This is a genomic window from Bradyrhizobium sp. ORS 278 (assembly GCF_000026145.1).
In the GTDB taxonomy this organism is placed as follows: Bacteria; Pseudomonadota; Alphaproteobacteria; order Rhizobiales; family Xanthobacteraceae; genus Bradyrhizobium.
In genome coordinates, this window is sequence record NC_009445.1 from 6774456 (window position 1) to 6789196 (window position 14741).

General features: G+C 66.7%; 12 protein-coding genes. 9 read left to right on the forward strand and 3 right to left on the reverse strand.

Annotated features, from left to right (window positions below; genetic code table 11):
* Positions 1-12 precede the first annotated feature (12 nt).
* Positions 13-1557, forward strand: a complete 1545-nt coding sequence (locus tag BRADO_RS30270) for a winged helix-turn-helix domain-containing protein (RefSeq protein ID WP_041757854.1) — start codon at positions 13-15, stop codon at positions 1555-1557.
* A gap of 159 nt (positions 1558-1716) precedes the next feature.
* Positions 1717-1887 (forward strand): Flp family type IVb pilin, encoded by a 171-nt coding sequence (locus BRADO_RS30275; RefSeq protein WP_041757159.1) that lies wholly within the window; start codon positions 1717-1719, stop codon positions 1885-1887.
* Positions 1888-2195: 308 nt separating this feature from the next.
* Here the strand turns inward: BRADO_RS30275 and BRADO_RS30280 are convergent, their stop codons facing one another.
* Positions 2196-4199, reverse strand: a complete 2004-nt coding sequence (locus BRADO_RS30280) for a primary-amine oxidase (RefSeq protein WP_012030012.1) — start codon at positions 4197-4199, stop codon at positions 2196-2198.
* An 8-nt stretch (positions 4200-4207) separates the two neighbouring features.
* Positions 4208-5398, reverse strand: coding sequence for a serine hydrolase (locus BRADO_RS30285; protein WP_012030013.1), 1191 nt, complete (start codon positions 5396-5398; stop codon positions 4208-4210).
* 183 nt (positions 5399-5581) lie between these two features.
* On the opposite strand from BRADO_RS30285, the gene BRADO_RS30290 reads away from it, so the two are divergent.
* The 7 genes from BRADO_RS30290 to BRADO_RS30320 all read left to right on the forward strand — a co-directional run bounded on the left by BRADO_RS30290 (position 5582) and on the right by BRADO_RS30320 (position 12694).
* Positions 5582-6598, forward strand: coding sequence for a helix-turn-helix domain-containing protein (locus tag BRADO_RS30290; protein ID WP_012030014.1), 1017 nt, complete (start codon positions 5582-5584; stop codon positions 6596-6598).
* A gap of 66 nt (positions 6599-6664) precedes the next feature.
* Positions 6665-8182, forward strand: a complete 1518-nt coding sequence (locus BRADO_RS30295; protein ID WP_012030015.1) for an AMP-binding protein — start codon at positions 6665-6667, stop codon at positions 8180-8182.
* A 70-nt stretch (positions 8183-8252) separates the two neighbouring features.
* Complete coding sequence (locus tag BRADO_RS30300) at positions 8253-9698, forward strand: FAD-binding protein (protein WP_041757160.1); 1446 nt, start codon at positions 8253-8255, stop codon at positions 9696-9698.
* Positions 9695-10135, forward strand: coding sequence for a DUF4383 domain-containing protein (locus tag BRADO_RS30305; protein WP_041757161.1), 441 nt, complete (start codon positions 9695-9697; stop codon positions 10133-10135). Before BRADO_RS30300 ends, BRADO_RS30305 begins: the two co-directional genes overlap by 4 nt.
* Positions 10132-11235 (forward strand): hypothetical protein, encoded by a 1104-nt coding sequence (locus BRADO_RS30310; protein WP_012030018.1) that lies wholly within the window; start codon positions 10132-10134, stop codon positions 11233-11235. The genes BRADO_RS30305 and BRADO_RS30310 overlap by 4 nt, the downstream gene beginning before the upstream one ends.
* Positions 11219-11524 carry a hypothetical protein gene (locus tag BRADO_RS30315; RefSeq protein WP_041757162.1) on the forward strand — a complete coding sequence of 102 codons (306 nt, stop codon included), beginning with the start codon at positions 11219-11221 and terminating at the stop codon, positions 11522-11524. Before BRADO_RS30310 ends, BRADO_RS30315 begins: the two co-directional genes overlap by 17 nt.
* A 198-nt stretch (positions 11525-11722) precedes the next feature.
* Positions 11723-12694: a S1C family serine protease gene (locus tag BRADO_RS30320; protein WP_012030020.1), complete on the forward strand. Its 972-nt coding sequence runs from the start codon at positions 11723-11725 to the stop codon at positions 12692-12694.
* Positions 12695-12707: 13 nt separating this feature from the next.
* Here the strand turns inward: BRADO_RS30320 and BRADO_RS30325 are convergent, their stop codons facing one another.
* The gene (locus BRADO_RS30325) at positions 12708-14642 is read right to left on the reverse strand and encodes a calcium-binding protein (protein ID WP_041757858.1); all 1935 of its coding nucleotides are present in this window, start codon (positions 14640-14642) and stop codon (positions 12708-12710) included.
* Positions 14643-14741 lie beyond the last annotated feature (99 nt).

Below are 14741 nucleotides of genomic sequence, written 5' to 3' on the forward strand. Positions count from 1 at the left end.
CGATGGGCGGATGTGGTGTATCGTTTCGACGATTTCGTGCTCGATCCCGATCGCCGCGAGCTGCGCCGTGGCGGCGATCCGGTCGCGTTGGAACCGCAGGTCTTCGACCTCATCGCGTTCCTGATCAAAGCGCGCGACCACGTCGTCAGCCGCGACGAGATCCTGGATGCGGTGTGGGGCGGCCGCATCGTCTCGGAGGCCACCCTGGCGAGCCGCATCAGCGCGGCGCGCAGCGCGATCGGCGACAATGGCGAGGCGCAACGCCTGATCCGCACCTTCCCGCGCAAGGGCGTCCGTTTCATCGCCGAAGTTCGCGAGCAGGCCGCCGTCATGGCGGCGCCTGTCATGACCACGCCACGTCTCGACGGCCCGGCCATCGCCGTGCTTCCGTTCACCAACATGAGCGGAGATCCGGCGCAGGACTACTTCGCCGACGGCATGGTCGAGGATATCATCACGGCGCTCTCCCGCTGCAGCGGCCTCGCGGTGATCGCGCGCAACTCGTCATTCACCTACAAGGGCCGCGCCGTGGACATCCGCGAGGTCGGACGCGAGCTCGGCGTCGGCTATGTGCTCGAAGGCAGCGTGCGCCGCGTGGGCGAGCGGCTGCGCATCAACGGCCAGCTGATCGACGCCGGCTCAGGCGCGCATCTCTGGGCCGACCGGTTCGACGGCGATGTGAGCGATCTGTTCGCGTTGCAGGACCGCATCACCGAGAGTGTGGTGGCGGCGATCGAGCCGACGCTCGAGCTCGCCGAGAGCGCACGGCGCCGCGCGGCGCCGCAGCCGCGTCCCGACGCCTATGATCTGCTGCTGCGCGCCGCCAGCCTGCGCGACGCCTTCACGCCCGAGAGCCTGAAGGCCGCGATCGCCTGCCTGGACCACGCGCTCGCGATCGATGCTGACTATGCGCCGGCGATGGCGGCGCGCGCCTATTGTCAGGCACTCCGGCATTTCCAGAGGTGGAGCGAGCCGGACGAGGACTATCGCGCTGACGCCGTCGCGCTGGCCTGGCGAGCGACGGAGCGCGCGCCGGGCGATGCGCAGGTGCTGTGGATGGCGGCGTTCGCGATCTGGAACATGGCCGATGAGAGCGCGCCTGCGCGCGAGCTGTTCAAGCGCTCGCTCGCCATCAATGCGAACTCGGCAATGGCGCTCACCATGAGCGGCTGGATCGCCGCGATGGCGGGACAGCCGGCCGAAGGCCGCGCGATGATCGAACGTGCGCTGCGGCTGAATCCGCGCGATCCGCGCGGCTGGTTCGCAGCCGGCGCGATGGCGATCTGCGCGCTTGCGGGGGATGATCTCGGCGGCGCCATCCGCTGGGCCGAGACGGCGCTCGGCCAGAACCGCCGCTTCGCCGTTGCGCTGCGCGTGCTGATCGTGGCCCTGGTCAGAGCAGGTGACCTCGCCCGGGCCACCGGCGTCGCGCGCCAACTGTTGATCGTGGAGCCCGACCTCACCGTTTCGGGCTTCCTGGCGCGGATCCCGTTCCCGGTGCAGACCATGGCCACAACCTATGCGGAAGCCCTGCGCGCGGCGGGCGTCCCTGCCTGATCCCGCGGCGTGCAGCGGAACCGGCCGCAGCTGTCAATTCAGCCATTTTCAGCAGATCGAGACACTTGGCGAAACGACATTCACACTACCTTAGGTTCCACTCCGTAGTTTCCCCGATGTCACCCGGGGGCCAGAATCGGCGGATTGCGGAGGGGGTCGATGAAGACATTGCTTCTCAAATTTTACGAAGATGAATCGGGCGCGACGGCGATCGAATATGGCTTGATCTGTGCCGGCATCGCGCTTGCGATCATCACCATCCTCAACAAGCTCGGACTGACTCTCGAGGGCATCTTCACGACGCTGACGACCAAACTGAATGGTGGCTGATCGACGGAATCGTCTGCAATGGCGTTCTCAGGGCCGGAGCAATCCGGTCGCCATGGTCGGACAGGCCGGGCTCTTGGGCCCGGCCTTTTGCTTTTGCGATGACTCGTGAGGGGAGCGTTTGCCGTGAGGGAACGGATCCCCCATGCCGACGTTCTCTCTGAGCATGCCGGGTGACAACCGGCCGCAATGGGGAACGGCGGACGCAGCTGATTTTGCCGGTTTCTGGCTGCGACATCAACGTATTGGTGCGCGCTGACGCCTAACCTGTTCCCGGCATGCATCTCTCCTCCGCCATGCGTTGACCGCGCTCAGTGACAGCAGCTACCGCCTTCCGTGCCGGACGTCCCGTCCGCGCTCAGCACGCTCTTCGCGTTCCGCTCCGCTGGAATGTCGAAGCCGGCATTCGCGGCGAAGAAGCCGACGGGCTTCAGCAAGAAGCCGGCATACTCGACCGGCATGATCGGGAAATCCTCCGGTTTGCACACATGAGTGTGCCCGAACGAATGCCAGACCACGATGTCGGTGTTTTCGATGCTGCGGTTCTGCGCGATGTAGCGCGGCAGACCGTCGCCGCCGCCATGCACGTTCGGATAGTCGCCGCTGGCGTATTTCTCCGCCGGATCATAGGCGGTGACCCAGACATGCTTGGTGGCGAAGCCGCCGCGGCTGCGCACGAAGCTCCCCTCCTGCGCCAGCATCACCGGACTGGGATTGACGATCAGCTTGTAGCCCGGCGCGCCACCCACTGAGTTCTTTGCGTTGGGATTGGAGATCTTCCAGTAGCGTCCGGTCTCGCCATTGGCGAGGCGGGCCGCATCGCGCTCGCGCGCCAGCACCCGGCTCGTGGTGTCGAACACGTTGCCGTGCGGATTGTCGCCGCCCCAGGGCCGCGGCACGAACTCGTGCTCGGTGACGGTGTTGCCGCCGCCATCGATGTCCATGTGCAGGCGAGCGTTGAAGAAATGCTGATGCGTGGGCCCACCGAGATTGTCGTCGACCATGCCGCCCCACGGATAGGTCGCCCCCGGCGCCACCGCCGCGGTCTGGATGATGCCGGTCAGCTTGCATTCGAGCTGGATGGTGCCGTCCTGGTACAGATACCAGTAGAAGCCGTAATCGTAGTTGCCGACGGTGGCGAAGAAGCTGATGACGAGGCGGCGCGAGCGCCGCACCTCGAACAGGCCGTTGCGGAACTCATAGTGCTTCCAGAGGACGCCGTAGTCCTCCTCGTGCATGCAGATCGCGTTCTGCATCACGAACGGCTCGCCCTTGCTGTCGGCGGCGGGCACGTCGAAGTAATGGATGTTGCCGAGACAGTCGCAGCCGAGCTCCAGCGCATTCGCCAGCATGCCGAGGCCGTATTCGCCGGCGTCGAACGCCGACTTCCAGAAATGGTTGGCGGTCGGGTCGGCGTAAGGCACGACCATCTCGGTGACGCTGGCGCGATGGATGATCGGGCGGGTGCGCTCGCCGTCCTGATAGCACAGCCGATGCAGCACGAGGCCCTCGCGCGGCGTGAAGCCGACGCGAAAACTCCATTTCTGCCAATCGACCTTCCAGCCGTCGACCGTGAAGCTCGGCCCCTGCGGCTGCTCGATGTCGAGCGGCTTGATGCCGGTACGCGGCGAGGTCACCTCATGCGCACCGTAGTTGCGCTTCTTGCGCGGGATCGGGATGACCGGATCCTGATCGGTCAGATCGATCACCTTGCCGGCGATCAGATCGACCACGGCGACCACACCCTCGATCGGATGCGCATAGCCATTGTCCTGCGGATGCTCGCGGAAATAGCTGACGGCGCGGACGATGCGGGCGCCGCGCTCGAACGGCAGGTCGAAGAAGCCGGACGAGAATGGATCGACCTGCACCAGCTCGATGTCCTTGTCGGTGAGACCACGCCGATGCATCGCCTTGCGCCAGCCGGCATCGGCCTTGACCGCGGCCTCACAGCGGAAGAACTCTTCGAGCATGACCGGCGGCTGGCCGTAAGGCGCCTCGCGGTTCGGCACCACCTTGCGGGCAACGATCTCGCCGCGGCCGAGATCGACGACGTGCTCGACCGACTCGCCGCTCGCGATGTCGAGCGACACCACGAAGGCCCTGCGCGGCAGCGCCTGTCCGCGCTCGCAGGCGATCAGCTCGGCCTTGGCTGGCTCCTCCAGCCGCACGATCGGGAAGCGGCAGTGCTCCGCGGAGACGGCGGCCGCATGCACCGGGCGGCAGGCGGCCGCGATCTCGTCCGATGTCAAAGGGTCGAGCGGATGAACCACGGCGGTCGCGGCGGCGGTGATGTCCTGCACGTTGGACTCCATCGGTTCGATTAGGAGAGATGCGCGGTGATGGCGCGGAAGCCGGCGAGCCAGCGATGGTCCTGGGCGATGTCCATCGCCTTGCCCTGGGTGGCGAGCTTGACGATCACGGAGTCGCTGGCGATATCGACATAGATCCATTGGCCGTGGATGCCGACCGCGGCGAGGTCCCGCCGCTTGACGTCGACCGTGTACCAGTTGCTGCGGTAGCACCCGTCGGGAAACACGAAGGCGAGATCGCCGTTGGCCCAGGCCTGCCGGTCGCCGGCATCATGGATGTCGTCGATCCACGCGCCCGGCACGACCTGCCGGCCCTGCACAAGGCCGCGGCAGCGGATCATCTCGCCGAAGCGCGCGAGATCACGCGCCGTCGCCGAGATGCCGCCGGCGAAGCGCCCTGCTCCCATCGAGTCCAGGGTGATCGAGGCATCCTCGGCCGCGCCCATCGGCTGCCACAGATAGTCCGACAGGATCTTCGCATAGGGCGCGCCGCAGGCCCGCTCATAGACCCAGCCACAGACATCGGTGTTCGGCGACACGTAGTGAAACAGCTTGCCATGCGGCCTGCCGCTGGGGCGCAGCGTCGTCAGGAAGCCGCGCTGATCGCCGGCCGGCACACCCGGAGGGGCGATGTCCCAGCCCGACGAATGGCGGTAACGCGCCACGTCGCCATTGGGATCGTCGTAATCCTCCTCGAAGCGGATGCCGACCTGCATGTCGAGCAGATGCCGGAGAGTGCAGCCGTCATAGGCGGTGCCCGCGAGCTCCGGCAGATAGGCGGTGACCTTGTCGCCCGGATCGATCAAGCCGCGCGCCGCCAGCACGCCGCCGAGCGTGCCGCAGATCGACTTGCTCACCGAGCACAGCATGTGCGGCGTGGTCTCGCTCATGCCCTCGCCGTACCATTCGGTGAGGATGACGCCGCGATGCATCACGATCAGCGCATCGGCATCGGTGGCCTGCAAGGTCTCGGCCACCGTGGTGCGCTGACCGTCGGGCGTCGAGAACGCGAGGCTCGTCAGCTCGCGTTGCGCCTCCACCAGCGGCGTCGGCTGCGACGCGCGGCGGATCGCTGCGGTGGGCAGCAATTCACGCGCATGAGTGAAGCCCCAGCGGATGGCGGGATAGGTTCGCCAATTGGCTTTGGTGACCTGCGCCTCCGGCGGCGGAGGGCTGCCGCGCATGATGTCGGTCGGTCGCATCGCGTCCTCGCTCGGCACGTGGAAATGAGCCGAGACTGCCAATCAGGCGCAGGACAGCGTTATCGAAATCGGGCAAGATCATCCGTGGGTATGCTTCCGGCGCGCGCCGCCCTGGCGTGCATCTTGCAGCGCGGACCGGAGGGAATTCCGCCGTGATGTCATTGGTTTGACCAGGACGCTGATTTGACCAGGACGCCGCCAAACCCGGCCGACCGCCCGGCCCTCGTGCAGACGCACAGCACCGACGTCGACGAGCACTGCGCGCAGCTCGGCGGCTGGCAGCTGGCCTATGACCAGATCAGCGCCGGCGCCTTCCGCGGCAGCTTCACCCAGGTCTCGCTGTCGCGGCTCGACGTGTTTCGCGAGGTCACTAGCCAGCAGGTGCGGCAGTACGGCCAGCTCGGACGGGACTGCTTCGGCCTGGCCGTGCCCTGCGGCGGCGAAGGGCCGGTTAACGTCAATGGCACAAGCATCACCCAGGATGCGCTGATCATCTCCTTCGACGCCGATGTCGACATCTGCACGCCGCGCCGCTTCCAGCTCCGCGGCGTCACGCTGCCGACAGCGGTGATCGAGGACATCGCATGCCAGCTCGGGATCGAGCTGCCGCGCGGGCTGAAGCACCGGATGAGCGCGCTGTCGGCGTCGCCATCCTTGCTCGCGCGCTTGCGCGCCGCGCTCGCCGCCATCGATGCCGCCCTCGGCGACGGGACGCCGCTGGCCGATGACCCTGCAGGAGCCGAGGCGCTGCAGGACAGCCTGCTGCTCGAAATCGCGGACCTGCTGCCGAACCTCGCTCCTGCCAAGGACACGCGCAGTGCGGCTGACCGCAAACGCATCGTCGACCAAGCCTGTGCGATGATGCTCGCCGACGCGGAGACGCCGGTGTCGATGCTCGACATCTGCAAGGCGGTCGGCGCGAGCCGCCGCAAGCTCAGCTACTGTTTCCAGGACGTGCTCGGCACCAGTCCGATCCCCTATTGGCGCGCGGTCCGTCTCAACCGCGTCCGGCGCGACCTGAAGTCCAATCAAGATCCGCGCGACGGAATTTACGACGTGGCCGTGCGCCACGGCTTCTGGCACTTCAGTCAGTTCTCGCTCGACTACAAGCGTCATTTCGCAGAACTGCCGTCTGAAACCCTGCGCCGTGCGCGTATGGACGCCTCCATCGCGTTGAGGCACAACTCCCCTCGGCACTGATCCCGGCGGCACAAGCTGTTGGACCAAAAACGGCGCGCACAAGCGCCTGACGATGCGGAGGACATGATGCTGATCCCACTCGCGGACGTGCCGCGTTGGTACGCCGAGCGCAAGCCCAAAGACAGCATCGCGATCCAGCATGGAACCGACGCGCTCACCTGGGAGCAGCTCGAGCGCCGCGCCAATGCGCGCGCCCGCGCCTTTGCCGCGAAGGGCGTGAAGCCCGGCGACTTCGTCGCGATCGGCCTGCCCAATGGCAACGAGCTGTTCGAGACCAGCTTTGCCGTCTGGAAATGCGGCGCCACGCCGACGTCATTGTCGTGGCGGCTGCCGCGCGGCGAAGCCGCCGCGGTGCTCGAGATTCTCAAGCCCTCACTCGTCGTCGGCGGCGAGGCCGATTGGAACGCGCCGAATGCGCTGCCCGCCGGCTTCACGCCCGAGGGTTTCTCGGACGAGCCGCTCACCGGTCCGGTGTCGCGCTATTGGAAGGCGATGACGTCGGGCGGCTCGACGGGCCGGCCCAAGGTGATCCTCGATCATGCGCCAGCGGTGACCGACACCGCAGCCGAACCGCCGCTCGGAATTCCCAAGGGCGCGGCGCTGCTCAATCCCGGGCCGCTGTATCACAACGCGCCCTTCATCGTATCGCATTACGCGCTGTTCGCCGGCGGCACCTTAACCGGCATGGTGAAGTTCGATGCCGAGGAGACGCTGCGGCTGATCCAGGCGCAGCGCATCCAATGGGTGAATTTCGTGCCGACCATGATGCACCGGATCTGGGCGCTTCCAGAGGCGGTACGCAACAGCTACGACCTGTCGAGCCTGAAAATGGTATTCCACATGGCGGCACCGATGCCGCCCTGGCTGAAGGGGAAATGGATCGAGTGGCTCGGCCCGGAGCGCGTCTACGAGCTCTATGGCGGCACCGAGCGGCAGGGCCGCACCATCATTTCCGGCACCGAATGGCTTCAGCACAAAGGCTCGGTCGGCAAGATCGACGACGCGTGCAAACTGCGCATCCTCGGCCCCGACGGCAATGACGTCGCGCCGGGCGAGAGTGGCGAGATCTACTTCCTGCCCGCCGACGGCCCGGGCAGCACCTATCACTATCTCGGCGCCGAGCCGAAGCGGCGCGCCGATGGCTGGGAGTCGCTCGGCGACATCGGCCGGCTCGATGCAGACGGTTATCTCTATCTCGGCGACCGCCTCGCCGACATGGTGCTGCGCGGTGGCGCCAACATTTATCCGGCCGAGGTCGAGGCGGCGCTGATGGCGCATCCCGACATCCGCTCCTGTGTCGTGGTCGGCCTGCCCGATCCCGAGCTCGGCCAGCGGGTGCATGCGATCGTGGAGATCGATCGCGCCAAGGACGCGCAGGCGATCGTCGATGGCATGAGCGCGTTCCTCGCCGACCGGCTCTCGCGCTACAAGCACCCGGAGAGCTATGAGCTGGTCGACACGATGCTGCGCGATGATTCCGGGAAGGTCCGCCGCACGCTGCTGCGCGACGAGCGCGCCATGTGGTTGAAGGAGGGTCGGGACTTCCGTCTGTTGCCGGCCCGCGCGCGCTCCCCGGCAGACTGACGGGACGACAATTTTTCGAACGTTTACGATGCTGGCGTAGACTCCGAAAATGGGCAGGAGTGTTCGCGCCATGATTTCACGACGACGGTTTCTGCGCACCGCAGCCACGGCTGCGGCGCTGCCATTTGCGCGGATGCCGCGGGCGCGCGCCGAGCTGCGCATTATCCTCAACGATGCCAGCCGGCTGAACCCGACGCCGGTCGCCAAGCACGTGGTCATCTCCAAACCCGCCACTGACGACCTGATCGCGCGGCTGCGCGCCGAGCTGAAGGAAGCTGCCGCCGCGAAACGCTCGGTGACGGCGGCCGTCGCCCGGCATTCGATGGGCGGCCAGAGCCTGCCGCGCGACGGCACCGCGATCACCCTCGATGGCGGCGCGATCGAGCTCGACAGCGCGGCGCGGACCTATCGCACCGCCGCCGGCAACCGCTGGTGGGACGTGATCGCCACGCTCGACGCCAAGGGCTTCTCGCCGGCGGTGATGCAGTCCAACAGCGATTTCGGCGTCGGCAGCACGTTCAGCGTCAACGCGCATGGCTGGCCGGTGCCCTACGGCCCGTTCGGCTCGACGGTGAAGTCGATTCGCATGCTGCTCGCCGACGGCACCTTGGTGCAATGCTCGCGGACCGAGAATGCCGAGCTGTTCGGCCTCGCCATGGGCGGCTACGGCCTGTTCGGCATCATCGTCGACCTCGAGGTCGAGATGGTGCCGAACCTCCTGCTCGAGCCGCGCTTCGAGCGCATGGTGCCGGAGACATTCGCCGAGGCTTTCACGCGCGCGATCGACGGCGATCCCAATGTGAAAATGGCCTATGGCCGGATGTCCGTGTCGCGCAAGGCGTTCTTCGACGATGCGCTGCTGGTGACCTTCCGCCCTGCGCCCGATGCGCCGTCGGCGCTGCCGCCGGTGGCGAGCTCGGGCAAGCTGACCGGCGTCGCCAACACGATCTACCGCGCGCAGACCGGCTGGGAAGTCGCCAAGGGCCTGCGCTGGTTCATGGAGACGCGGCTCGGCCCCGCCATCTCCGACAGCCGCTACACCCGCAACTCGCTGATGGCCGAGCCGGTCGCCAACCTCGCGCAGAAGGACATGCACCGCACCGACATCCTGCACGAATATTTTGTGGCGCCCGAGCGGTTCGGCGAGTTCCTCACCGCCTGCCGCGACATCATCCCGAAGGCGCGTGCCGAGTTTCTGAATGTCACGCTGCGCTACGTCGCCGAGGACAAGACCCCTGCCCTCACCATCGCGCCGGTACGCCGCATCGCTGCGGTGATGTCGTTCTCGCAGATCACCTCGCCCGAGGGCGAGATCGACATGCTGCGCACCACCGAAGCCCTGATCGACCGCATCACCGCGATTGGCGGCGCGTTCTATCTGCCCTATCGTCTGCATGCCCGTCGCGACCAGGTCGAGACGGCCTATCCGGCGGCGGCCCGCTTCGTCGCCGCCAAGCGGCAGTATGATCCGAACCTCCTGTTCCGCAACGCGATGTGGGACGCTTACTTCGCATGACGACATCAGCCGACGGCTTCTCATTCGACCGCTACCGTATCGCCGCGCTCGCGCTCGCCGTGGCGCTGCTGTTCGCGGCGGCAACCGACTACATCCCCGCCTTCATCGACGCGCAGGGGCGGGTGTTCGGCCTGTTCCAGCTCGACATCTACAAGGACGCCCTGCACGTCGCCTCCGGGCTCTGGGCCCTGGCCTCAATGCTGTCACGCCGCAGCGCAATGTTCTTCCTGCGCGTGTTCGGCACCCTGTACTTCCTCGACGGCGTGATGGGCGTGTTCACCGGCTCAGGCTATCTCGATCTCTCCATCATCATCGATGGCGTCCGCAACACATCATGGCTGGTGAAGGTGCTGTCGAGCCTGCCGCATCTCGCCCTCGGCGCGATCGGCATTGCGGTCGGCTGGTCGCCCTGGGGCGCGAGGCCCGCGCTCGCATGAGCCTGCGTCGCAAGCTCCTCTATCTCGCCGGCGCGATGCTCGCCGCGGCGGCGATCGGCATCACCACGACCGTGATCAGCGTCGAGACGGTCTGTACCGCCGACGTACCGACGCCAGTGGTGATCTCGGGTTTCGGCATCACCGATCCCAGCTACCTCCGATCACAGGGCGACAGCTTCCTGACCTTTCCCGAATGGTACATCGTCCACGCCTATGGCGATCTCGCCGGCGTGACCGGCCAGACCTCGGAGTCCAGGTTCCGCTATCTCTCGAGCATTGCCGGTTTCTGGCGGAGCCTGTGCCGCGCGACACGGCAGGCCGACGGGTCCGGCCCCGCCACCTCGGATCAGAAGCTGACCAACTACATTATCGGCTTCAGCTTCACCGCCGAGATGGCGCTGCAGGGCGCCTATGAGAAGAGCATCGGCGCGCTGACCGAGGAGACGACCGACGGCGTCAAGACCGCCGAGGACGCCTTCAACCTGGCCCTGCTGAAGGACTACGCGGCGTTTCTCTACCAGACCCCATGGTATCGCTATCCGTTCTGGGCCAAGCTCGAGCAGTTCTGGCGCGAGACGCCGTTCGTGCCCTCGGTACGTTCGGTGGAACGGCGCTTCTCCCTCAGCCTGCAATATGCCGGGCGCGCCGCCTATGCGGCCGTGATCGGCTATGCCGCCGGCTATGATCCCGCGGTGCTGAAGATCCAGAGCGTCGTGACCGGCCTGCCCGTGGCCGAGCTCGCCGCCATCCCCGGCGTGAAGGTGATCCGCGAGGTGAGCGACGCCAAGGGCGTCAAGGGCCTGCTGGTGGAGACCGAGCGCTACGCCAGGTTCGACGCCTTCGCCAGGGAGCTCGGTCGCCGTCCCGGCGCGGCGCTCGCCGAGGTGGCCGGCAACCATCAGATCCTGGTCACGATCGTCGTCCCGCCCGGCGTCGAGCGGCTGGCGGCCTTCGACGGGCTACCTATATTCAGTGTCCCGATCCAGTCCCGTCCCGGCGCGCGCCGCATCGGCGTCGACGTGCCGGTGCGGTCGCTGGTTCAGGACATCGTCCGTTTCGAAGCCGCCGGCTACAATTTCGAGCATGCCTACGATTACTGATCGGCTGTCGTCATTGAGCGCCCTGCCCTGGCGGGGGCTGCTGGCAGTCGTCTTCGCCTGGTTTGCAGGGATGGCGGCGATGGCGCTGGTGGTCAGGCCCGAGGCCGTGGTGGTGTTCGGGCCAGCGGACCAGATGATTCCGGCGATCATCGCCTCGGATGGAGCCTTGCTCGACGCCGGGCGTTTCCATGTTGCGGCGAGAACGGGGACAGCCACGGTCGGCAGGCTCTACGCCGCCGGCGCCTGGCTGGTCTGGCCGATCGTCGGCAAGGGATGCGGCCGCGGCTAGGAGCGGCGCGCGGATCCCCTCCGCGCGATTGCGGAGCCCCGGGAACTGGCGCCGACGGCCAAAGATGTTAAGCTCGCGTCGAGGCTGCGGCCAAGAACGATAGCGAGACGCGACGATCACGCGACACGAAGCAAGCGCCTGGTCGGTGCTCTCATGGGGGACTCTTCCCCCGGGGCATCGGCAGGGCAGGAGAACGAAATGCCTTCTTTGACCGAATGGAAAGTGCCGTTTGCCTTCCAGCCTCGCGCCGAAGACTACCAATATGATCTCGACCATGCACTGTCCTCGATCGTGGGGCTGCATTCCATCATTCCGTCGGATGCGTTCAGCGCGGAGACGCTCGGCACCGAGCGCGCCGGCAACGCAGTCGTGATCGACGACGGGCTGGTGCTGACCATCGGCTATCTCATCACCGAGGCCGAGTCCGTCTGGCTCCACCTCAATGACGGGCGCGTGGTCGAAGGACACGTCCTTGGCTTTGATTTCGCCACCGGTTTCGGCCTGGTGCAGGCGCTCGGCCGGCTCGACCTGCCGGCGCTGCCGCTCGGCTCCTCGGCGGCCACCAAGATCGGCGACCAGGTCGTGCTCGGCGGCGCCGGCGGCCGGACGCGCTCGGTGGCGAGCCAGATCATCGCCAAGCAGGAGTTCGCCGGCTATTGGGAGTATCTGCTCGACGAGGCGATCTTCACGCACCCGGCGCATCCCAATTGGGGCGGCACCGGCCTGCTCTCACCCAAGGGCGAACTGATCGGCATCGGCTCGCTGCAGCTCGAGCGTGAGCGCGACAGCAAGGCCGAGCACGTCAACATGATCGTGCCGATCGATTTGCTGAAACCGATCATCGACGATCTCCGCCGCTTCGGCCGCGTCAACAAGCCGGCGCGCCCCTGGCTCGGCATGTTCGCGACCGAGGTCGACGATCGTGTCGTCGTCATCGGGGTCGCGAGCAACGGGCCGGCGGCCCGCGCCGAGCTGAAGTCGGGCGACGTGATCCTCGGCATCAATGGCGACAAGGTCACCAGCCAGAGCGAGTTCTATCGCAAGCTCTGGGCGCTCGGCGACGCCGGCGTCGACGTGCCGCTGACCGTGCACCACGAAGGCGTGACCTTCGACGTCACGGTAGCCTCCACGGACCGCGCCAAGCTGTTGAAGGCGCCGCGGCTGCACTGAGGCGGGCGGCACGTCACGTCATGACGTGCCAGGCCGCGGCGACCTGATCGTGCAGATGCGCATCGCTCGGCAGCTGTGAGGCGAGCGCCGGATCGAAGCCCTGATGCGTTTGCGCGTAGGTCGCCATCGCCTGGACGAGCTGCGTGACCTGCGTATCGAGCTCAAGACCACCGGCCTTGATCTCCTGCAGCTGGTAGGAGCCGCCGAGAAACCAGTCGGCAACGGTCACCTGCTGGTGAGTGCCGAGAATGTCGATCTCCAGATCGTTACCGGATTTGACGAACCAGAAATTGTCGGCCGTGTAGGCCGAGCCGAAATCCAGCGTCCCGGTCGGCTTCGAGAGCGACGCGACGCCATTGATGATGACGTCGTTGCCGTCGCCGGGCGCGTAGACATAGGTCGCGCCGACACCGCCGACCAGGATGTTGTCGCCGCCGCCGCCCTTGAGCACATCGCTGCCGAGACCACCGATCAGCAGGTCGTCGTTGGCAGTGCCATACAGCGCGTCGTTGCCGCCGCCGGCGATCAGGAGCGCACCATCACTGGCCGCGATCGTGGCGCCCGATACGGGATCGATCGCCACCGTCGTCGCGGCATCGCTCAGCGCCGCGCTGAGCCAGTCGAGATTGTCCGTCTTGCCGCCCCACAGCGTGCTGATCGCCATGTCGATCAGAGCGACATCCTCGCCGTCGAAACTCGCGGCGGCATCGATCAGCGCGACCTTGCCGATGATGTCGACCGCCGATCCCGTGTCGGTGTGCGACCACAGGTCTGACGACAGATCCGCCACCATCAGGTTCTTCGCAACGTCCTGATAGAGGATGCCGTGCTCATGGCCGATCACCCCCGGCGTCGAGGTCACCTCGTCGTGGTTCTGCGCCAGCAGCGCCGAATACTCTACCACGATGTCGGCCAGCGCCTTCTCGACGCCGCCATTCTTCAGATAGCCCGCCGCGGTCGACGCGCTGACGCTGTCGCCGAGCGCGCCCCCGCCATTGAACAGCGCCTGCACGGCGCTATTGCCATAGCCGATCGCGTCGGTGACCGTCGAATAGGCAATCATGTCCTTCATCTTTTCGGCTGGCGCGCCCTCGCCGCCGACGCCGGCCGCGGGAATGCCGACCGCCTTGGCGATCGCGTCATCCTCGAGCGGCGCCAGCAGCACGGCCGCCGCCTTCTTCCAGTCCTGCGCGTTGTTGTCGCTGGCCCACTGCATCATCGTCAGCATCGCGATCGAATGCAGCTTGATCGGATCGAGCCCCAGATCGGTGCCGGCGCCGAGCACGGTCTTCTGCTCCGATGAGATGCCGATCGCCGCATCGGCGATGGCCAGCGCGCCGGCGACCGGTCCGAGCTGCAGCAGCGCCAGCGGCGCTTCCAGCACGGGCGCGGCGGCGCGGACATATTGCAGCACCTCGCCGGACACCGAGACCATATGGATGTCGGAGTAGCGGTCGACCGGGTGCGAGCCGAGCGCGCCCCAGAAGCCATGCAGCTGATCATAGCGGACCTCGGCCGCGAACTCGAACGGCATCGCATCATAGGCGTAGGCAGCCTTGTCGTTCAGCGCCGCGATGTAGCCGGCCAGGCCGCCGCCGAGGGAGTGACCGGTCAGCGACACATGCGACGTCGTCGCCCATTGCTTGTAGTAAGCCTCGGCATCCGGGAACTGCGTCGGCCAGCCGGTCAGCCCGGCACCACCGAGCCAGGCCGGCACGTCGGCGATGCTGTCCGTGCCGCGATAGGAGATGATCCGCGTCGAGGGGTCGCCGACGAGCTGATAGGTTGCGGCTTCGAAATTGTCCGCGGCCGCGGCGACGCTGCCGGCCACGAGCTCGTAGCTTCCGATGCGATTGAAATTCACCGAGAGCGTCGCGTTGACGCCTCTGTTGTAAACGTCCATGGCGAGCACCGCGTTGATCAACGCGGCCGACGGCGAACTGGTCATGATACGCATCCCCCGTGTGAGCCGGTCGGCAGTTTCGACCGCGACGATGCACTCCAATCGGAAACACCACCGCCGCGCCGCCAGCTTTCATGATGTGCG